17 protein-coding genes and 1 pseudogene are annotated in these 19,990 nt (G+C 72.6%); 9 read left to right on the top strand and 9 right to left on the bottom strand.

Features of this window, described 5'->3' with window-relative positions; all coding sequences use genetic code 11:
* Positions 1 to 28: 28 nt before the first annotated feature.
* From ACFWEE_RS13895 to ACFWEE_RS13880, 4 genes and pseudogenes are all read right to left on the bottom strand, one after another.
* A pseudogene (locus ACFWEE_RS13895) lies at positions 29 to 331 on the bottom strand (LLM class flavin-dependent oxidoreductase); the annotation flags it as partial.
* Between the two features lie 62 nt (positions 332 to 393).
* Entirely contained in the window at positions 394 to 915 is a 522-nt protein-coding gene (locus ACFWEE_RS13890; protein WP_386888913.1) for an SPW repeat protein, read from the bottom strand.
* Between the two features lie 249 nt (positions 916 to 1,164).
* The gene (locus ACFWEE_RS13885) at positions 1,165 to 1,809 is read right to left on the bottom strand and encodes a fasciclin domain-containing protein (RefSeq protein ID WP_386888912.1); all 645 of its coding nucleotides are present in this window, start codon (positions 1,807 to 1,809) and stop codon (positions 1,165 to 1,167) included.
* Positions 1,810 to 1,951: 142 nt separating this feature from the next.
* Positions 1,952 to 3,622 carry a molybdopterin-dependent oxidoreductase gene (locus tag ACFWEE_RS13880; RefSeq protein ID WP_386888910.1) on the bottom strand — a complete coding sequence of 557 codons (1,671 nt, stop codon included), beginning with the start codon at positions 3,620 to 3,622 and terminating at the stop codon, positions 1,952 to 1,954.
* A 191-nt stretch (positions 3,623 to 3,813) separates the two neighbouring features.
* On the opposite strand from ACFWEE_RS13880, the gene ACFWEE_RS13875 reads away from it, so the two are divergent.
* The 5 genes from ACFWEE_RS13875 to ACFWEE_RS13855 all read left to right on the top strand — a co-directional run bounded on the left by ACFWEE_RS13875 (position 3,814) and on the right by ACFWEE_RS13855 (position 9,355).
* A complete protein-coding gene (locus ACFWEE_RS13875; RefSeq protein ID WP_386888908.1) occupies positions 3,814 to 5,094 on the top strand; it encodes an NAD(P)/FAD-dependent oxidoreductase in 1,281 nt (426 codons plus the stop codon).
* Positions 5,091 to 5,831 carry a DUF1365 domain-containing protein gene (locus tag ACFWEE_RS13870; protein WP_386888906.1) on the top strand — a complete coding sequence of 247 codons (741 nt, stop codon included), beginning with the start codon at positions 5,091 to 5,093 and terminating at the stop codon, positions 5,829 to 5,831. The genes ACFWEE_RS13875 and ACFWEE_RS13870 overlap by 4 nt, the downstream gene beginning before the upstream one ends.
* Entirely contained in the window at positions 5,828 to 7,090 is a 1,263-nt protein-coding gene (locus ACFWEE_RS13865; RefSeq protein WP_386889045.1) for a class I SAM-dependent methyltransferase, read from the top strand. Before ACFWEE_RS13870 ends, ACFWEE_RS13865 begins: the two co-directional genes overlap by 4 nt.
* A 106-nt stretch (positions 7,091 to 7,196) precedes the next feature.
* Positions 7,197 to 8,555 carry a class I SAM-dependent methyltransferase gene (locus tag ACFWEE_RS13860; RefSeq protein WP_386889043.1) on the top strand — a complete coding sequence of 453 codons (1,359 nt, stop codon included), beginning with the start codon at positions 7,197 to 7,199 and terminating at the stop codon, positions 8,553 to 8,555.
* The gene (locus ACFWEE_RS13855) at positions 8,552 to 9,355 is read left to right on the top strand and encodes a DUF1295 domain-containing protein (RefSeq protein ID WP_386888904.1); all 804 of its coding nucleotides are present in this window, start codon (positions 8,552 to 8,554) and stop codon (positions 9,353 to 9,355) included. The genes ACFWEE_RS13860 and ACFWEE_RS13855 overlap by 4 nt, the downstream gene beginning before the upstream one ends.
* 86 nt (positions 9,356 to 9,441) lie before the next feature.
* Here ACFWEE_RS13855 and ACFWEE_RS13850 read toward each other — a convergent pair whose 3' ends face one another.
* From ACFWEE_RS13850 to ACFWEE_RS13835, 4 genes are all read right to left on the bottom strand, one after another.
* Positions 9,442 to 10,200 carry an anti-sigma factor domain-containing protein gene (locus ACFWEE_RS13850; protein WP_386888902.1) on the bottom strand — a complete coding sequence of 253 codons (759 nt, stop codon included), beginning with the start codon at positions 10,198 to 10,200 and terminating at the stop codon, positions 9,442 to 9,444.
* Positions 10,197 to 10,781 carry a sigma-70 family RNA polymerase sigma factor gene (locus ACFWEE_RS13845; protein WP_386888900.1) on the bottom strand — a complete coding sequence of 195 codons (585 nt, stop codon included), beginning with the start codon at positions 10,779 to 10,781 and terminating at the stop codon, positions 10,197 to 10,199. The genes ACFWEE_RS13850 and ACFWEE_RS13845 overlap by 4 nt, the downstream gene beginning before the upstream one ends.
* 250 nt (positions 10,782 to 11,031) lie before the next feature.
* A complete protein-coding gene (locus tag ACFWEE_RS13840; protein WP_386888898.1) occupies positions 11,032 to 11,880 on the bottom strand; it encodes a siderophore-interacting protein in 849 nt (282 codons plus the stop codon).
* 192 nt (positions 11,881 to 12,072) lie between these two features.
* Positions 12,073 to 12,981: a 5'-3' exonuclease H3TH domain-containing protein gene (locus ACFWEE_RS13835; RefSeq protein ID WP_386889041.1), complete on the bottom strand. Its 909-nt coding sequence runs from the start codon at positions 12,979 to 12,981 to the stop codon at positions 12,073 to 12,075.
* A 271-nt stretch (positions 12,982 to 13,252) separates the two neighbouring features.
* Here ACFWEE_RS13835 and ACFWEE_RS13830 point away from each other — a divergent pair, with 271 nt between their 5' ends.
* From ACFWEE_RS13830 to ACFWEE_RS13820, 3 genes are all read left to right on the top strand, one after another.
* Entirely contained in the window at positions 13,253 to 14,455 is a 1,203-nt protein-coding gene (locus ACFWEE_RS13830) for a glycine betaine/L-proline ABC transporter ATP-binding protein (RefSeq protein ID WP_386888896.1), read from the top strand.
* Positions 14,448 to 17,069, top strand: a complete 2,622-nt coding sequence (locus ACFWEE_RS13825; RefSeq protein ID WP_386888894.1) for an ABC transporter permease/substrate binding protein — start codon at positions 14,448 to 14,450, stop codon at positions 17,067 to 17,069. Before ACFWEE_RS13830 ends, ACFWEE_RS13825 begins: the two co-directional genes overlap by 8 nt.
* 169 nt (positions 17,070 to 17,238) lie before the next feature.
* Positions 17,239 to 17,784, top strand: a complete 546-nt coding sequence (locus ACFWEE_RS13820; protein ID WP_386889039.1) for a helix-turn-helix domain-containing protein — start codon at positions 17,239 to 17,241, stop codon at positions 17,782 to 17,784.
* A 21-nt stretch (positions 17,785 to 17,805) separates the two neighbouring features.
* On the opposite strand, the gene ACFWEE_RS13815 is transcribed toward ACFWEE_RS13820, so the two are convergent.
* Positions 17,806 to 18,984 (bottom strand): TDT family transporter, encoded by a 1,179-nt coding sequence (locus ACFWEE_RS13815; RefSeq protein ID WP_386888892.1) that lies wholly within the window; start codon positions 18,982 to 18,984, stop codon positions 17,806 to 17,808.
* Positions 18,985 to 19,053: 69 nt separating this feature from the next.
* Between ACFWEE_RS13815 and ACFWEE_RS13810 the strand changes: the two genes are divergently transcribed.
* Complete coding sequence (locus tag ACFWEE_RS13810; RefSeq protein ID WP_386888890.1) at positions 19,054 to 19,989, top strand: LysR family transcriptional regulator; 936 nt, start codon at positions 19,054 to 19,056, stop codon at positions 19,987 to 19,989.
* Position 19,990: the final 1 nt, after the last annotated feature.

The following is a 19,990-nucleotide window of genomic DNA, read 5'->3' as shown; positions in this document are numbered from 1 at the left end:
TACGGGGCGCCCGAGGGGCGGGCGCACACGGGTGACGGCGGCTCGGCGGGCCGCCCGCCTTGCGGGCCTTGATCCGGTCGAGCGTCCGGTGCGCCTTCTCCCAGGCCAGCTCCTCCGTCGGGGCGATGATCGGGCGGAACGCCACCTGGATCCTCGGCACGTCGGTACGCCCCGCCGCCTTCGCCGCCGCCTTGACCGAGGCGATCTGCTCGGCGGTCTCGGCCAGCGGCTCGCCCCAGAGGCAGAAGATGTCGGCCTCGACGCCCCCGGCCGCGTACGCCGCCGGGGACGAACCGCCGAACGAGACCTGCGGGTGCGGCTGCTGGACGGGGATCGGTCCTGCCTGCTTCCCCACCCCATGGGGGCACCCTACGGTCCGCGCCCGGGCTGGTCTCAGACCCGGGAACCCGGTGTTCCTCGTCCGCCGGTGGCCTTCAACCCGGCCCGGCCGCCCGTCGACCCTCCGCTCTTCATGGAGGCGGCTGCGCAGATCAGTCCGAGGACCACGGCGAGTCCGCCGATGATGACGTTGTTCAGGATGACCCCGAGGTCGGGGCCGCTGCCCACGATCCAGGGCGCGACGATCATCCAGGCGCCCATCGCGCAGATCGCCCAGCTCAGGCCGTACATCCGGGACGGGGACGCGGTGATGCCGAGGCCGAGCACCGCGAGGGCGATACCGATGATCAGGTTGTGCTGCACCAGTGCGGGCTGGCTCGACGTGAAGTGGAGCACCCAGGGCGACACCGCGCAGTACAGGCCGAGGAGGAACACCGGCGCGTCCACGAGGGCGACGTCGCGCCCGCCGAGCGTGCGGTTGTACCGCTCGCGCATCTCCGGGAGGTCCGGGTGGTCCGCCATGTCGGCATGCGCGTCCGCACGGGTGTCGGCACGGGTGTGTGAGAGGTCGGACATGAGTCGTCTCCTTTACGGTCCCGTGGGCCCGCCCGCCGCCGACCTGATCCGGGCCGGGAAGCCCGGGCGCGAGCGGTACCTCTTTCCCCATGGTGCGCTTATCTCCCATTTACGCTCCGGGGCCGGGGGCGGCCGACTGCGCATATCGCGGTGCGTGGCCGCGGGCGGCCAACCGGACCCGCGCGCAGGGGGTTTGACGTACGCCGGTGAACCCCCTGCGCGCTCCGGCCCGCACCGGCCGGCCGGTGCCTACTGCGGCGGCATCAGGACCGAGTCGACGATGTAGACCGTGGCGTTGGCCGTCCGGACGTTGCCGCAGACGATCTTCGCGCTGTCGTTCACCGTGTACGTCATGTCCGAGCCGGACGTCGTCAGCTTGCCCTTCTCCAGGGTGGTGAAGGAGCCGTCCGGCAGCTGCTTCGGGGCGATCTTCTCGCCGACCACGTGGTAGGTGAGGACCTTGGTCAGCTCCTCCTTGTTCGCGAGCAGCTTCGCCAGGTCGGCCTTCGGGACCTTGGCGAACGCCTCGTTGGTCGGCGCGAACACCGTGATGTTCTCGGCGCTGTTGAGCGTGTCCACCAGCCCCGCCGCCTTGACGGCGGTGACCAGGGTGGCGAGCTCCGGGTTGTTCGAGGCGGCGGTGGCGACCGGGTCCTGCGCCATGCCGTCGAAGGAACCCGCGCCGTTCTTCGGTACGGACGCACAGGCCGGGCCGAAGGGCTCGTCCGCCGGCATCGCATCGCTCGCCGGCGCACTGGCCGAGGACGCCTTGTCGGCGCCGGCGCCCGCGGCGGAGTCCTTGGTGTCCGAGGGCGAGCAGGCGGTCAGGGCCAGCGGCAGCATGGCGGCGGCCGAGACGGCGACGGCGATACGACGGAAGTGCAGGGCGTTCATGGTGTTCTCCTGGTTCGGATGGTGGTGCTGGTCCGGTGCGGTCGATCGGTCGAGCGGCCCGGACGGCGGGTACCGGGCGGTCGAGCGGCCCGGACGGTTCGGTGGGGAAAATGAGGTGCTGAGCGGTGGTGTTGACGGGTGATCAGTCCACGTCGACCACCACCGAATGCCAGCCGGTCGCACCGTCGGGGACGGTGCCGGCCCGGTCGGCCGTCTGGGTGGCGCCGGTGCCGTCCGTCGCGCGGACTTCGAGGGTGTGGTGGCCGGAGGTGGCCGGCCACTCCCACACCCACTGGCGCCAGGTGTCCCGGCCGTCCGCCGCACCCAGCCGGGCGGTGTGCCAGTCACCGCCGTCCACCCGGACCTCGACCCGGGAGATGCCCCGGTGCTGGGCCCAGGCGACACCGCCGACCGGCACGGTGCCGGCCTTCGGCGAGGCGAAGGGGCGCGGGGTGTCGATCCGCGACTGCGTCTTCACGGGCGCCTGCCGGGCCCAGTCGCGCTTGACCCAGTAGGCGTCGTACGCGTCGAAGGTGGTGAGCTCGATGTCCTCGATCCACTTGCAGGCCGACACGTAGCCGTACAGACCCGGTACGAGCATCCGCACCGGGAAGCCGTGCTCGAACGGCAGCGGTTCGCCGTTCATCCCGAGGGCGAGCATCGCGTCACGGCCGTCCAGGACGGTCTCGACGGGGGTGCCGATGGTCATCCCGTCCACCGAGCGCGAGACGAGCTGGTCGGCCGGACCGCCCTGCGACGGGGCCTTCACCCCGGCCTCGCGGAGCAGGTCCGCCAGCCGCACCCCGATCCACCGGGCGTTGCCGATGTACGGACCGCCGACCTCGTTGGAGACGCAGGCCAGGGTGATGTCCCGCTCGACGACCGTCCGCCGCAGCAGGTCCTGGTAGCCGAGGGTCAACGGCCGGGCGACGCCCTTGCCGTGGACGCGCAGCCGCCAGCTGTCGGCGTCCACGCGGGGTACCACCAGGGCGGTGTCCACCCGGTAGAAGCTCTTGTTCGGGGTGACGAACGAGCTGATGCCCCGGACCCCCAGGTCCGCGCCCTCGGGCACGGCGGGGGCGGCGGAGTCGGGGACCGGCAGGGTGATGTCCGCGCGCGAGGCGGAGGCACCCGCCTGGACGGAGGCGGTGAGACGGCGCCCCACGTACCCGGCGCCCGCCGAGGCCGCCGCGGCGGCGGTGGCGGCGATCACGAAACCGCGCCGGTCGAAGGTGGACGCGGGGCCGGCACCCGGGGCGGGTGCGGGTCCGGTCTCCGTCTCTCCAGCCGCGGGAGACGGAGACCGGACCGCGGCCGGTGCGGGGGCCGGAGTCAGTCGTCCGATCAGGAGATACAGCACTCCCGCCGCGACGACCGCACCGATCACCGAGGGAAGAGCGTCCGAAGGAACGCCCTCGGGCCGCCCCACCGCGGCCACCGCCCCGACCAGACCGAAGACCAGAACGGCGGCCGTGCCCACCAGCCGGTGCCGCAGCGCCAGGACTCCCACCGCCATGGCGAAGAGCGCCAGGAGTACCAGGATGCCCAGTTGCAGCACCAGCTTGTCGTCCGTGCCGAAGTTCCTTACGGCGAAGTCCTTCACCGCCGGGGGAGTGCGGTCGATGACCGCTCCGCCCACGGCCGTGACCGGGCCCGCCTCCGGGCGTACGACCGCTGCGGCCAACTCCGCGACGCACAGGGCGCAGAACCCGGCGATCAGGCCGCTGAGAGCGGCCGGCGCGGTGCGTGCCCAGCGGGAGCGCCGGGACCCGGAGGGCCCCTGCGGTCGCGGATCGTTCCGGTCTGTTGTCACAGCAGGGATTCGGCGCCGGGCCGCCGGCGGATTGGTCGTTCACCCGAATGGATCACACCCGGGTTCCGGCCAATCCGCGTGGCCGTCGGCGACGAACAACACCGTGAGGCGCCTCGTCGGCAGGTGCCCGGCACCTCCCGTCCCCGCGTGGGGCGGCAGTGGCGAGCAACCAACCCCCATGAGGAGCAGGGATGACAGCGGTACGGCGGCGCACGGCCGTGGTCGGGAGCGGGGTGGCGGGGCTGACCGCCGCCCACGTGCTCACGAAGACCGATGACGTCACGCTCTACGAGGCGGACGACCGCCCCGGCGGACACGCACACACGCACGAGCTGGCCTCGTCGGACGGGCGGGTGCACCGCGTCGACTCCGGCTTCATCGTCCACAACCGCCGGACCTATCCGCACCTGCTGCGGCTCTTCGACGAACTCGGCGTCCGCACGCAGGAATCGGAGATGTCGATGTCCGTCCGGTGCGAGGGGTGCGGACTCGAATACGCGGGCGCCCGCGGGGCGGCCGGGCTCCTCGCCCAGCCGCGCGCCGCTCTGCGCGGTGCCTATCTGCGGATGCTCACCGAGGTTCCCCGCTTCCACCGGGCCGCCCGCGTGCTGCTCGCGGACGCGGAGAGCGCGAGCGGAGAAGCCGCCCTCACACTCGGCGAGTTCGCCGAGCGCCACCGCTTCTCCCCTTACTTCCGGGCCCACTTCCTCACCCCGGTGGTCTCCGCCGTCTGGTCCTGCGACCCGGTCACCGCGCTGCGCTATCCGGCCCGCTACCTGTTCCGCTTCCTCGCCCACCACGGCATGCTCTCGCTCGGCGGCTCGCCGGTCTGGCGCACCGTCACGGGCGGCTCCCGGTCCTACGTCGACCTGGTGGTGAAAAGGCTCTCGGCGGTGCACACGGCCACCCCGGTCCGGGCCCTGCGCCGGCACGACGACGGGGTCGAACTGGTCACCGAGGACGGGGTCGCAAAAGAGTACGACCGCGTGGTCGTCGCCACCCATCCCGACCAGGCCCTTCGGCTGCTCGCCGACCCCACCGACGCGGAGAGCCGTGTCCTCGGGGCGTTCCGGTACTCCCGCAACACCGCCCTCCTCCACACCGACACCGCGCTGCTGCCGCACGCCGCACGGGCCCGCGCCTCCTGGAACTACCTGATGCCCTCGTGCGCGGCCGACGCCCGCCAGGTGACGGTCAGCTACGACATGACGCGGCTCCAACGGCTCGACGCTCCCGAGACCTTCGTCGTCACACTCAACGACGGCGGACGGGTGGACCCGGAGAGCGTCAGGGCCCGGACGGTCTACGAACACCCCGTCTTCACGCCGGAGTCGGTCGCCGCCCAGGAACTGCTGCCCGCGCTCTCCGGCCCGGTGACCGCCTTCGCCGGGGCGTACCACGGCTGGGGCTTCCACGAGGACGGCTGCCGCTCGGGCGCCGAGGCGGCCCACGTCCTGGGGGTGACCTGGTGACCGACGCCCCCGGCGGCGCGGTGCTCTACCCGTGCACCATCACCCATGTACGGACGCGGCCCGGCCGGTACGCCTTCCGCCACCGCACCTACCTCTGGTTCGTCGACCCCGACCGTCCTCCGCGCCTGCCCCGCCCCCTGCGCCCCCTCGCCCGGTTCGACGCCAGGGACCACTTCGGCGGTACGGCCCCCGGTATCCGCGCCGGGCTCACCCGGTTCCTTGAGGCCCACGGCGTCGAGCTGGGCGACGGATCGGTGCGGATGCTCACCCAGGCAAGGGTGTTCGGCCATCTCTTCAACCCCCTCACCGTGTACTGGTGCCACCGCGCGGACGGTTCCCCGCTCTGCGTCGTCGCCGAGGTGCACAACACGTACGGGGAACGCCACGCCTACCTCCTGCGCCCCGACGCGGACGGCCGGGCCTCGGCCGAGAAGGACTTCTACGTCTCGCCGTTCTTCCCCGTCGACGGCTCCTACCGGATGCGGCTGCCGGAACCGGGAGCCCGGCTCTCGCTGACCATCCATCTGGAGCGCGACGGTCAGCGGCCCTTCACCGCCACCGTCCGCGGCACCGGGCGTTCTGCCGGAGCGTTCCCGCTGCTGCGGCTGGCCGCACGCCACCCCTGGTCCACCGCGGTGGTCTCCGCCGCGATCCGCTTCCACGGCATCCGTCTCCTCCTGCGCGGGCTGCCGGTCGTCCCGCGCCCTCGCCGCCGTACCCAGAAAGGCATGTGGTGAAGGTGTCCACCTCCCCCTGCTCCCCGTCCGTTCTCACGTCCCCGGATCCGGACCGCTGGCCCGACATCGTCAGCCCCCGCCGTGCGTCCCGGCCGAGGACCGCGGTCGCCGAACGTGTCGTCCGGCACGCCCTGGGCCGGCTCCCCCTGCGCGTCCGGCTCGCGGGCGGCGAAAGTCTCGGCCGAGGCGGCCCGCTGCTGGAGATCCACCGCCCCGAGGCGTTCTTCCGCCGCATCGGCGTCAACGGCCTCATCGGCTTCGGCGAGTCCTACATGGCGGCGGAGTGGGACGCTCCCGACCCCGTCGCCGTACTCTCCGTACTGGCCGGACACGTCGCCGAGCTCGTCCCCGCACCACTCCAGCGGCTGCGCCCGCTCTGGGCGCCCCGGCAGCCCGCCACGCGGGCCAACACCCCGGACGGCGCACGGAACAACATCAGCCACCACTACGACCTCTCGAACGAGCTCTTCGCGCTGTTCCTCGACGAGACCATGAGCTACTCCGCCGCCCTCTTCCGCGGATTCCCGGCCGAACCGTCCCTGCTCCCGGCCGCCCAGCGCCGCAAGATCGACCGGCTGCTCGACCTCACCGAAGCGGGCCCCGGCACCCGGCTGCTGGAGATCGGCACCGGCTGGGGCGAACTGGCGCTGCGCGCCGCGGCCAGGGGCGCCCGGGTCACCACCGTCACGCTCTCCGCCGAACAGCGCGACCTCGCCCGCCGTCGCATCCGGGAAGCCGGGCTGGAGGACCGGGTCGAGGTGTGTCTCCGCGACTACCGGCAGGTCACCGGGGAGTACGACGCGGTCGTCAGTGTCGAGATGGTCGAGGCCGTCGGCGAGGAGTACTGGCCCGTCTACTTCCGCACCCTGGAAGAACGGCTCGCCCCCGGAGGCCGGATCGCGCTCCAGGCGATCACCATGCCGGACGACCGGATGCGAGCGGCGAGCGCCACCCATACCTGGATCCAGAAGTACATCTTCCCCGGCGGCTTGATCCCGTCCAGCCGGGCACTGGAGGAGAACGCCGCCCGCGCCGGACTGCGCACCGACCGCCGCGCCCGGTTCGGCACCCACTACGCCGAGACCCTGCGCCTGTGGCGGGAACGTTTCCACGACCGGGCCGACGAGGTCGAAGCCCTCGGCTTCGACGCGACCTTCCGGCGGATGTGGACCTTCTACCTCGCCTACTCCGAAGCCGGATTCCGCTCGGGATACCTCAACGTCGAACAGGTTCTGCTCGTCCGCCCGGAGTCCCGGTGACCCCCGCCGCCGTCCAGCCCGCACACCCTTCGCCCCACCCGAGGAGCGCACCGTGAACCCCCCGCAGGACCCTTCAGAGGCCCCCGGCACCGCGACCCCCACCACCGTGCCGCATCCCCGGAGCACGGCGGGCGGCCCCGCCCGCGGCAACGCGCCGTACGGCGCCGCCCAGCGCATCGAACCCCTGGTCGAGCGGTTCCTCGGCGGCCCGCCCCCGGTGCGCCTACGCATGTGGGACGGCAGCGAGACCGGCCCGGCGGACGCGCCGACCGTGCACGTGCGCTCCCGCCGCGCGCTGCGCCGGCTGCTCTGGCAACCCGGCGAACTCGGCCTCGCCGAGGCGTACATCACCGGCGACATCGACCTCGCGGACGACCTCGCCGACGGACTGCGCGCCATGCGCGCAGCCGCCCGGGAGAGGGGACTGCACCCGCCCGCGCCCCGGCTCGGCGACCGGATCAGCGCGGCCGTCACCGCCGTGCGGCTCGGGGCGGTCGGCCCCCGACCGCCGGTGCCCGCCTCCCGGGCGGGGCTGCGCGGTGCCCTCCACAGCAGGGCGCGGGACCGGGCCGCCATCAGCCACCACTACGACCTGTCCAACGCCTTCTACACGCTCCTGCTGGACGAGACGATGGCGTACTCCTGCGGCTACTGGACTGCTCAGGGAGCTCCCGGCTACGGCCCGGCCGACGCCCAGCGCGACAAACTCGAACTGATCTGCCGGAAACTCGGACTCGGGCCGGGCGGGCGGCTGCTGGACATCGGCTGCGGCTGGGGCTCGCTCAGCCTGTACGCGGCCCGCCACCACGGCGTCCGGGTCACCGCCGTCACCCTGGCCGCCGAACAGGCCGCCCACGTGACCCGGAGGGCCGCCGAACTCGGCCTCGAGGACCGCGTGGAGGTGCTCCACCGCGACTACCGCGACATCCGCGTCCCGCAGGGCTCCCGGCGCGGCTACGACGCGGTGTCCACCGTCGAGATGGGCGAGCACGTGGGCGACGCCGAGTACCCCGCGTTCACCGCGCTGCTGCACGACGTGCTGCGCCCCGGGGGCCGGGCGTTCGTCCAGCAGATGTCCCGCGGCACCACCGCCCCCGGGGGCGGCGCCTTCATCGAGTCCTACATCGCCCCCGACATGCACATGAGGCCGCTCGGCGAGACGGTCGGGCTGCTCGAGAGCGCCGGACTCGAAGTGCGCGACGTCGAGTCGCTGCGCGAGCACTACGTCCTGACGGTCGAGGCGTGGCGGCGCACCCTGGAGGAACGCTGGCCGGAGTTCGTGACGCTGATGGGCGAGGAGACCGCCCGGGTGTGGCGGCTCTACCTGGTGGGCGGTGCCCTCGCCTTCGAGGAGCGGCGGATGGGCGTCGACCAGATCCTCTGCGTGCGCCCGCACGCCTCGGGCGCCGCGGCGATGCCCACGACCCGGCACGGCTGGTACGAGGGACTGGGCGCGGGCAGGTGACCGGCTTCGGGTGGGCCGCGTTCGCCCAGGGGCTCGCCCCCGCGGCGGGCGCCGCCCTCGCGGTCATGCTCGTCACCTTCACGGTGGCCCTGCGCATGGGGGTGCACCGGGTGGTGGACGTCGCCTGGGGGATCGGGTTCGCGGCCGTCGCCCTCGTCTCGTACCGGATGTCGGCCGGCGACGGCGACGGCGTGCGGCGGCTCCTGGTGACCGCCCTGACGGTGGTCTGGGGTCTCCGGCTCGCCCTGCACATCGCGCGCCGGGGACGCGGCCACGGAGAGGACCCTCGCTACGAAGCCATGCTGGCCAGGGCTCCCGGACACGCCGATCTCTACGCGCTGCGCAAGGTGTACCTGCTCCAGGGTGCCCTGGTCTGGCTGGTCTCCGCCCCCGTACAGGCCGCGCAGTACGTCGAGGGCCCGCCCACCGGGTGGGTCTGGGCCGGGTGCGCGCTGTGGTCGGTGGGGCTGTTCTTCGAGGCGGTGGGGGACCGTCAGCTGGCGCGGTTCAAGGCCGATCCCGCGCACCGCGGGCTGATCATGGACAAGGGGCTGTGGGCCTGGACCCGGCACCCCAACTACTTCGGCGACTTCTGCGTCTGGTGGGGGCTGTTCCTGTTCGTCGTGGACAGTCCGGCCGCGGCGGCGGCTACCGCCGTCGCGCCCGCACTCATGAGTTACCTGCTCGTGGGCGGAAGCGGCAAGGCCCTGCTGGAACGTCACATGGCCGACAGACCGGGCTGGGCCGCCTACCGTGCGCGCACCAGCGGCTTCGTGCCGCTGCCGCCCCGGAGAGGGTGAGCCGGGCGCACCTTCCGGGGTGCGCACGGCGCGGCCCGGGACCTCCCGAGGAGTGTCCCGGGCCGTCCTCCCGACGACGCCCCCGATCAGGCCGTCGGGAAGTTCATCAGCGCGAGGGGCGCAGAGGTGGGCCGCGGCGAACCACCCGCGGGCTCGACGGTGAGGCCCATGCCCGTCGCACCGTCCACCGAACCGGCCATGAGCACCGCGTCGTTCGTCCCGTCCGGGTCCATCAGTCCGGCCGGACGCATCGTGCCGCCGTCCGCGAACCAGAGCTGGTACACCTTGCCGGCGGGCGGGCGCCCCAGTCCCGAGGAGAGGAAAACGGCCCGGTTCTCGCCGGAGGACACCACGACCGTGCCGCGTGCCCCCGCGGCGAACTCCGCCGAGGCCGTCTTCGCGTCGGGTGCGGAAAGAACGCGCGCCAGCAGTTCGTTCTGCCGGTGGGCGGCGTCCGCCTCCTGCTGGGCGTCCCGCGCCTCCTGGCTCTGCCACACCGCGACCCCGCCGAGCGAGGCGGCGGCGGCCAGACAGGCGGCCAGGGCGTACCTGGTCCAACGGCCGGACCGCCCCGGAGCCGGGGCCGGACGGCCGGGAGCTCCGTGCCCCGGCGCCTCCTGGCGGACCGTCGTGATCCGGAGCAGCACCTCTTCGCGCATGCCGCGCGGGGGCGCCGCGGCCACCGCGAGACCGAGCCGGGAGGCGGTGGCCGAGAGCTCCGTGACCTCCTGCCGGCAGGCGCCGCAATCGGCCAAGTGCCGTTCGAAGGCGAGGCGTTCGTCCTCCGGGAGGGCGTGCAGCGCGTACGCGCCGGTCAGCGTGTGCAGTTCGGCCGCGACGCTCATGCGTTCACCCCCAGGCAGTCGCGCATCCGGATCAGACCGTCGCGCAGTCGCGTCTTGATGGTTCCGAGCGGTGCGCCGAGGAGTTCGGCCACCTCGCTGTAGGTCAGACCCCGGTAGTAGGCCAGGGTCACCGACTCGCGCTGCAGCTCCGACAGGGTCCGCAGACAGCGGCGGACCTGTTCGCGCTCCAGCCGGGTCTCGACCTGCTCGGTGACCTCGTCGTACGCCGGTGTGCGGTCCAGCAGGGCCGCCCGGTGCTCCCGCGCCGCGGACGCCTCCACCGAACGGACCCGGTCCACGGCCCGGTGATGGGCGAGCGTCAGCACCCAGTTCATGGCACTGCCGCGGGACGGCTGGTAACGGGGCGCGGTCCGCCACACCTCCACCAGCACCTCCTGGGCGACCTCCTCGGACTGGGCGGGGTCGCGCAGGACGGTCCGGATCAGACCGAGGACCGGCCCGCAGACGGTGTCGTAGACCTGGGCGAAGGCGTCCTGGTCCCCCCGCGCGACCTGGACCAGGAGATCCTGCAGATCGGGTCCGGCCGAGGGCACGGGTCCGATGTACACGGCTTCTTTCAACGCGGCTTCCTCCCAGGAGGCTGATGTCTTCTCCGATGGTTCGGAGCCGCGCGCCGTTCGGATTGGTCGCCCGTGCGAAGGGTCGGCCCTTCGGGTGATCAGCGGGCCGAGGGATCGCGGAACCGGTGGGGAAACCCTTCCACGGCCGGGACGTGGGAGGCCCCGGCACGCCGGAGCCCGGCGACCTCCCGGGGTACGGGACAGGTGACCGGGGCTCGGGGGGCTCGGCGTTCGGCCGGGGCGGCCGGTGTCAGGCGGAGGCGGTGCCGCTCTCCTGCTCGCGCTCGACCTGCTCGTTCCACTCGCGCTTGACGGCGCGCCAGGCGTCGTCGTTCTGGCCGAGGCGCCAGTACCCCGAGATCGACAGCTGCTCCAGCGGGATCCCGCGCTCGACCCGCAGGTACCGCCGGATCTCCTTGACGAAGCCCGCCTCGCCGTGGACGAAGGCCTGCACCTCGCCCTCCGGGAAGTCCAGCCCCAGCACGGCGGCGGTGGCGAGCTCGCCGACCGGACGCCCGCCCCGGTGCAGCCAGGTGACCGACACCCCGGCGGGGACGGACACCTTCTGCTCCTCGGCGGCGTCGGACACCTCGACGAACACGTGCCCCCGGGCGTCGGCGGGCATCTGCTCCAGCGCCACCGCGATGGCGGGCAGCGCGCTCTCGTCGCCCACCAGCAGATGCCAGTCGGCAGACTCCTGCGGGGCGTAGCCGCCGCCCGGTCCGAGGAGCGTCATCGGGTCGCCGGGGGAGGCCTGCGCGGCCCACGGACCGGCCAGCCCCTCGTCGCCGTGCACGACGAAGTCGATCGCGAGCTCGCGGACGGCCGGGTCCCAGGAGCGCACGGTGTACGTCCGCGTGGTCGGCCACAGTTCGCGCGGGTACGACTCGCGGATCGCCGCCATGTCGAAGGGGTGGGCGTAGTCGGCGCCCTCGGGTGCGAAGCAGAGCTTCACGTAGTGGTCGGCGAAGCCCTCGGTCGCGAAGGAGGCGAGGCCCTCGCCCCCCAGGACCACCCGCACCATGTGGGGGGTGATCTGTTCGGTGCGCACGACCTGCGCACCCTTGCCCTTGGGCGGTTGCCGCGTCGGACGTGCCACGTGGATCTCCCTGTGCCGGAACGTGCGGGGACCCGGGGCCGGCGCCCGGGGCCTCGAAACTTAGGTCTGCCTAAGCTAGCACCGGTGGGGCGGTCCGGGCACAGGCGGTCCCGTAAGCAATGGATGCGCGGAACCCCGCGGGGCGGACGCGTGACCGGTGCCCGCAGGGCTCAGGAGTGCTGTCCGCCGGGCTCAGGAGTGCAGCGCCGACAGGAGCCGCTGCAGCGCGCCGCGCAGCCCCCACCGCTCGGCCAGCTCCGAGAGGGCCACCGGATCGCGTGCCTCGCGGGGCAGCACCGGGTCGAACGCGGGGAGCGGTACGTCCCCGGCGACCCGCACCACCTTCGGCGCGACCGCGACGTACTCCCGGGCCTCGTCCAGTCGCCTGCGCTGCGAGGGGGTCAGCTTCGCCGCCGGGTCGTCCACCGCGGCCATGATCCCGGCGAGGTCCCCGAAGGCGTCGAGCAGCTTCGCGGCGGTCTTCTCACCGATCCCGGGAACGCCGGGGAGGCCGTCGCTCGGGTCGCCGCGGAGCAGGGCCAGGTCGACGTACCCGCGACCGTCCACGCCGTACTTCTCGCGCAGCACCGTCTCGTCGGTCACCTGGAGCGTGCCGACGCCCTTGAGGGGATAGAGCACCCGCACGCCGCGCGCGTCGTCCACCAGCTGGTAGAGGTCCCGGTCGCCGGTGACGATGTCCACCGGGCCGGTCGCCCGGCCGGTGAGCGTACCGATGACGTCGTCCGCCTCGTACGGGGCGACGCCCACGCGGGCGATGCCCACCGCGTCCAGCACCGCCTCGATCACCGGGACCTGCGGGGCCAGGGTGTCCGGTGTCTCCTCCTCGTCGGCCTGGCCCGCCGGGGTCTCCACCGCCACCCGGTGCGCCTTGTAGGTGGGGATCAGCTCGACCCGCCAGGCCGGCCGCCAGTCCGCGTCCATGCAGGCGACCAGGTCGTCGGGGTGGTGGTCCTGGACCAGCCGGCCGATGAAGTCCAGCAGCCCGCGCACGGCGTTGACCGGGGTGCCGTCCGGCGCGCGCACCGAGTCCGGTACGCCGAAGTAGGCGCGGTAGTACAGGGAGGCGGTGTCGAGGAGCATCAGGCGTCGCGTCACCCCCCGATCATGCCCCACGGCACCGACAGCGGCCCGGGGCGGCGTGTCCGTACGAGGGCCGCGGGCCGGGCGGCGAAAGGTGACCTGGGTCACAGAAGTGTTTGCTCCGGATAAGCGGGGGCAGGCGCGGCACCGGAGCGGAGCACGTCCAAATTTCAACTTGTGTACGTGCCATGCGGGCAGATTCCGTGCCGCTCCACGGTCCGCCGACGCGGGGGTGTGGCGGACCGTTTCCGGTTCAACCCGCGAGGTGTATGTGTCAAGGCTGCAGGCCGAACACCTGTACAAGGTATTCGGCAGACGACCCGATCAGGCCGTGGAAAAACTCGAAGCCGGCGCGAGCCGTGACGAGCTGCGCGCCGACGGAACGACCGCAGCGGTGATCGACGCGTCGTTCACCGTGGAACCGGGGCAGATCTTCGTCGTGATGGGTCTCTCGGGCTCGGGCAAGTCCACGCTTCTGCGGATGCTCAACGGACTCCTGGACCCCACAGCCGGAAGCGTGCTGTTCGACGGCCAGGACCTGACGTCGCTGAGCCCCCGCGAGCTCCGTCACGTCCGCTCGTCCAGGATCAGCATGGTCTTCCAGCACTTCGCGCTCTTCCCGCACCGCAGTGTGCTGGAGAACGCCGCGTACGGCCTGGAAGTGCAGGGCGTCGCCAAGGCCGAGCGCGAGAAGCGCGCCGCCGAGGCGCTGGAGCTGACCGGGCTCGGCGGCTGGGAGAAGTCCTGGCCCGACGAGCTGTCGGGCGGTATGCAGCAGCGCGTCGGACTGGCCCGCGCGCTGGCCACCGACGCCGACCTGCTGCTGATGGACGAGTCCTTCAGCGCGCTGGACCCGCTGATCCGCCGCGACATGCAGGACCAGCTCCTGGAACTCCAGAAGCGTCTGAAGAAGACCATCGTCTTCATCACCCACGACCTCAACGAGGCCATGCGCCTCGGCGACAGCATCGCGGTGATGCGGAACGGCGAGATCGTCCAGCTCGGCTCCGCCGAGGACATCCTCGTCACCCCGGCCAACGACTACGTCGCCTCCTTCACCCAGGACGTCGACCGCGCCCGGGTGCTGACCGCCGGCGCCATCATGGCCGAACCGCACACCGTCATGGGCTCCACCACCGAGGACGGCACCGAACTGCGCACCCCGCAGGACGTGCTGGACGCGGCCCCCGCCACGGTCGCCGAGTCCACCCCGATCATCGAGCTCTTCACCCCCTGCGCGTCGAGCGGCACCCCGGTCGCCGTGACCGACGAGCGGGGCGGGCTCACCGGGGTCGTCCCGCGCGAACGGCTCCTCGCCGTGCTCGGCGAGCCGATGAAGCCCACCGCGCCGATGCCCGCCGCCGAGGACACCGCGCAGGCCGCGAAGTCCGCCGCGGCGGACGGCGCCGGTGCCGCCGGACCGGACGACGCCGACGCCGAGGACCTCACCGCGAAGAAGGTGGCCCGTGTTTAGGCTTCCTCTCGGGGAATGGGTCAACTCCGCGGTCGACTGGCTGCAGACCCACCTCGCCTGGCTCTTCGACGCGATCAGCTCGATCGTCAGCGGCATGTTCGACGGCATAGCGGCGGTCCTCTCCGCCCCCGCCCCGCTGCTCTTCGCGGGCATCGTCGCCGTCATCGCCTGGTGGCTGCGCGGACTGCCCGCCGGTCTCCTCGCGTTCGTGGGATTCGCCCTCATCGACTCCGTCGAGCTGTGGGACGAGGCGATGGACACCCTCACCCTGGTGCTCGTCGCCACCATCGTCACGCTGGTCCTCGCGGTCCCGCTCGGCATCTGGGCCTCCCGGTCCAAGAGCGTCAGCGCGGTGACCCGGCCGGTGCTGGACTTCATGCAGACCATGCCCGCCATGGTCTACCTGATCCCCGGCGTGATCTTCTTCGGCGTCGGTGTCGTCCCCGGCATCATCGCCACCATCATCTTCGCGCTGCCCCCGGGCGTCCGGATGACCGAGCTCGGCATCCGCCAGGTCGACGGCGAACTCGTCGAGGCGGCCGAGGCGTTCGGCACCACCTCCCGCAACACCCTGCTGCGCGTGCAGCTTCCGCTCGCGCTGCCGACGATCATGGCGGGCATCAACCAGGTCATCATGCTGGGCCTGTCCATGGTGGTCATCGCCGGCATGGTCGGCGGCGGCGGCCTCGGCGGCTCCGTCTACCGCGCCATCGGCAACGTCGACGTGGGCCTCGGGTTCGAGGCGGGCATCTCCATCGTCATCCTCGCCATGTACCTGGACCGGATGACCGGCGCCCTGGGGCGCGAGGTCTCCCCGCTGGGCCGCCGGGCGCTCGCCAAGGCCCAGGCCCTGGCCGGCGGCCCGAAGTTCTGGAACTACCGGCCGCAGGGTGCCGTCGCGCTCACCGGTGTGGTGATCCTCGCGCTCGTCGCCGGAGGCATGGGCGTCTTCGGCGGCGGCTCCTCCGCCACCGCCGCGTCCTCCTCGTCCGTCGGCGCGGGCAAGAAGATCAGCATGGGCTACATCCCCTGGGACGAGGGCATCGCCTCCACGTACCTGTGGAAGGAGCTGCTGGAGCGGCAGGGCTTCGAGGTCGACGTCAAGCAGTACGAGGCCGGGGCGCTGTACACCGGCATGGCGGGCGGTCAGATCGACTTCGAGACCGACTCCTGGCTGCCCGTCACCCACGCCAGCTACTGGAAGAAGTACCAGGACCGCCTGGACGACCTGGGTTCCTGGTACGGCCCCACCTCGCTGGAGCTGGCCGTCCCCAGCTACGTGAAGGACGTCAAGACCCTCGACGACCTCAAGGGCAAGGGCGCGTCGTTCAAGAACCGGATCGTCGGCATCGAGCCGAGCGCCGGGGAATCCGCCCTCCTGAAGGACAAGATCCTGCCGGGCTACGGCCTGGACGGCGAGTACAAGGTCGTCGACGGCTCCACGCCCTCGATGCTGGCCGAGCTGAAGCGCGCGTACGCCAAGAAGGAACCGATCGTCGTTCCGCTCTGGTCGCCGCACTGGGCCTACGACACCTACGACCTGACGAAGCTGAAGGACACCAAGAACCTCTGGGGCAAGGGTGACGGCGTCCACACGCTGTCCCGCAAGGGCTTCGCCGCCGACAACCCCGAGGTCGCGTCCTGGCTGAAGAACTTCACGATGAGCGAGAAGCAGCTCACCAGCCTGGAGGCCGAGATCCAGAAGGCCGGCACCGGCAAGGAGCAGGAAGCCGTCCGCACCTGGCTGAAGGCCCACCCGGACGCCGCCGCGCAGTGGACCCCGTCGGCGAAGGCGTCCGAGGGCGCCGGCGGCAAGGACGAGCGCGACCGCGCGCTGAACGTCGCATGGTTCCCCTGGGAGGAGGACATCGCCGCCACCTACCTGTGGAAGGCCGTCCTCGAGCAGCGCGGCTACACCATCAACCTCAAGCAGTTCGAGGTCGGCCCCATGTACGCGGCGATGTCGCGCGGCCAGATCGACGTCCAGTTCGACGGCTGGCTGCCGTACACGCAGGCGAACTACTGGAAGAAGTACCGGAAGGACCTGACGGACGTCGGCTCCTGGTACGGACCCACCTCCATCGAGGTCGCGGTGCCCAGCTACGTCAAGGACGTGCACACCCTCGCCGACCTCAAGGGCAAGTCCTCGGAGTTCAAGGGCCGCATCGTCGGCATCGAGCCCGGCACCGCCACCATGGAGAACCTGAAGAACGACGTGCTGCCTGCCTACGGGCTGGACAAGGAGTACGAGGTCGTCGACTCCTCCACCCCCGGCATGCTCGCCGAGCTGAAGCGCGCCTACGCCAAGAAGGAGCCGATCGCCGTCGTGCTCTGGACCCCGCACTGGGCGTACGACCAGTACGACCTCACCAAGCTGCAGGACCCGAAGAAGGGCTTCGGCACCGGTGACCGGCTGCACACGGTCGCGAGCAAGGAGTTCCCCGCGAACTACCCGCAGCTCACGAAGTGGTTCAAGAACTTCAAGCTGAGCGAGGACCAGCTCGCCGGGCTGGAGAACGGCATCGCCAAGGCCGGTACCGGCCACGAGGAGGAAGCCGTGAAGTCCTGGATGGACGCCCATCCGTCCATCGTGGACACGATGGCGCCGCAGTAGTCGCGAAAATCCGCGTACGCGCAGGTCAGGGGTGGTCACCGCCGAGAGGCGGGGGCCACCTTCCGCGCGTTGCCGCACGTTCTCCTCGGTGAGGGAATCGCGCAACCATGTGCGTAAGGTGCTGGCAGCCGGGAGGATGGCCGGACGGGAGGGAGCCGACATGGGCGAGATGGACGAGAAGGAAGCACTGCGGGTGGGCTCCGCCGTGCGCCGACGCCGAAGAACCCTGGGGCTCACGCTGGCCGCCGTGGCCGCGCGGAGCGGCCTCTCGGTGCCCTTCCTCAGCCAGATCGAGAACGAGCGCGCCCGGCCCAGTGCCCAGTCGCTCACCCGGGTCGCCGAAGCGCTTGAGACCACCACCGCCAAGCTCCGCGAGGCCGCCGACTCGGCGCGCGCCGTGGACGTGGTGCGCGGCGGCGACGAGGACGGCGCCCGCCGGGTGGTGCGCGGGCGCCACCAGCTCAGTGCCCTGGAGTTCATCGGGGAGCAGGACCTCGGCCGCGAGTTCCAGCACCGCAACGACGAGCTCATGTACGTCGTCGAGGGCGCCGTCGACGTCGAGGCCGAGGGCCAGGCCTACCGCTTGGACCGCGGCGACACGCTCTTCCTCTCCGGCGGCGTCCGCCACCGCTGGCGGGCCACCCTCCCCGGCACCCGGCTGCTGGTCGTCGCGGTGGCCGAGCACATCGACGCCACGTACGACTCCCGCCGCTGACGGGCCCAGGTGCCCCCGGGCTCAGGCCGTACGCACGGCGGCCGGCCGGACCGGCGCCCCGAGCAGCGTGCCGCCGAGCAGCCCCCGTACGGTACGCGCCCCGGCCACCGCCCACGCGGCCACCAGGCAGACGAACAGCGCCTCGGCCAGCCAGCCGAAGGCGTGCAGCCCGGTGTGGCGGGCCAGGCCCGCCGCCCCGGTGACGCAGGTGCCGAGCGGGAAGGTGAAGCCCCACCACGTCATCGCGAAGCCCATTCCGGCCCGCACGGCGCGCACGGTCAGGGCGGTCGAGAGGGCCAGCCAGAGCAGCGCGAAGCCCATGACCGGAACCCCGTAGAGCACCGCCAGCGCCCCGAGCCCGGTCGCGTACGGGGCTCCGATCGCACCCGGCGCGACGTCGGCCAGCTGGTTCACGGCGGTGGTCGACTGGCCGAGCGGCCCCAGCACCAGGAAGAGCGTCGGTGTCAGCGCGAGGGGGAGCGGCCCGTGGTGCAGCAGCCGCGCCAGGACCAGGGGCAGCACGGCGAGGGTCGCCAGCAGGGTCAGCCCGAACATCGCGTAGCAGCCGAGGAGCAGCGCCTCGCGTCCCTGGCCGGCCGGGAGGTGCCGGATCAACAGCGGGCCGAGCGAGGCGGAGACCAGCGGCGGGACGAGCGGCAGCAGCCACGCGGGGGCGGCGCCGCCGACGTCGATGCGGTGGCGCACCACCATCAGGTACGGCACGGTCACCGCGACGGCCAGCCCCAGCACCGAGCCCGCCGAGTACAGCACCACGTCGACCACGAGCGCGGCCCGCTCGCCCAGCACCGGAGTTCCGGCCACCATCGTGGCCCCGCCCACCGAGAGCAGTGCCATCGGCAGACAGCCGAGGAACGGCGCGACCGCCGGGTCCAGCAGATGGGTGCGGGCCTGGTCACGGTGGTGGAACCAGTGCCCGGCACGGGCGCTGAGCACGGCCACCAGCAGAACGGCGGAGAGCGCCCAGACGACGGTGCACGCGCCCCGCAGCCCGGGGACGTCCACGGGTAGCGCCTCCCCGGCGCTCGCGAGGATCGCGGTGCCCATCACCGTCGCGTACCAGTTCGGGCCGAAGTGGCGCAGCGACGGCATGCGCGGGGCGCCGGACCGCGGGGCGTCGGAGCCCGGGGTGCTGGGACGTGTGATCGGCGGCCGGGTCGGGGTCCGCTCATGGATGGCCATTACACGATTCTCTCCCACGTGCACCGTCCCACCAGACACTTCGTGTCTATGAGGTCATAAGCTGACGTTATGCCCCGCCTCCCCGACGACCCCGCCCGCATACCCCTGTCCCACCGCGTCCCCGACCTCGGGGCGCTGGAACTGTTGTTCTCCGTCGCCCGCCACGGCAGCCTCGGCCGCGCCGCCAAGGACCTCGGCATCAGCCAGCCCGCCGCCTCCAGCCGGGTCCGCACGATGGAACGGCAGCTCGGCGTCGCCCTGCTGGACCGCTCGCCGCGCGGCTCCACCCTGACCGACGCCGGGGCCCTGGTCACCGACTGGGCCCGCAGGATCGTCGAGGCGGCCGAGGCCTTCGACGCGGGCGCCCAGGCGCTGCGCGACCGGCGGGACTCCCGGCTCCGGGTCGCGGCCAGCATGACCATCGCCGAGTACCTCCTGCCGGGCTGGCTGATCGCGCTGCGCGCCGAACGCCCCGGCACCGCCGTCTCGCTGCTCGCCGGAAACACCGAGCAGGTGGCCCGCCGGCTCCTCCTCGGCGAGGCCGACCTCGGATTCGTGGAGGGCCTCACCACTCCGGACGGGCTCGACGGCACCGTCGTCGACCACGACCGCCTGGTGGTCGTCGTCGCCCCCGTCCACCCCTGGGCCCGCCGCCGCACCCTGCTGACCCCGCGGGAACTCGCCGCGACGCCGCTGATCCTCCGCGAGCGCGGCTCGGGCACCCGCCAGGTCCTGGACGCCGCCCTCGCCGTCCACGGCGGACTGGCCCAGCCCCTGCTGGAACTCTCCTCCACCACCGCCGTGAAGAGCGCGGCCGAGAGCGGCGCCGGGCCCTGCGTCCTGAGCGAGCTGGCCCTCGGCGAGGAACTCTCCGCGCGCCGGCTGGTCCCCGTACCGCTCACCGGCGTACGGCTCCGGCGCCAGCTGCGGGCCGTCTGGCCCACCGGCCACCGCCCGGCCGGACCCGCCCGCGACCTGCTCGCGCTGACCGCGCGGACGGGCTGAC

This window comes from Streptomyces sp. NPDC060184, assembly GCF_042728795.1.
In the GTDB taxonomy this organism is placed as follows: Bacteria; Actinomycetota; Actinomycetes; order Streptomycetales; family Streptomycetaceae; genus Streptomyces.
This window is presented reverse-complemented; position numbering and strand designations above follow the sequence as displayed.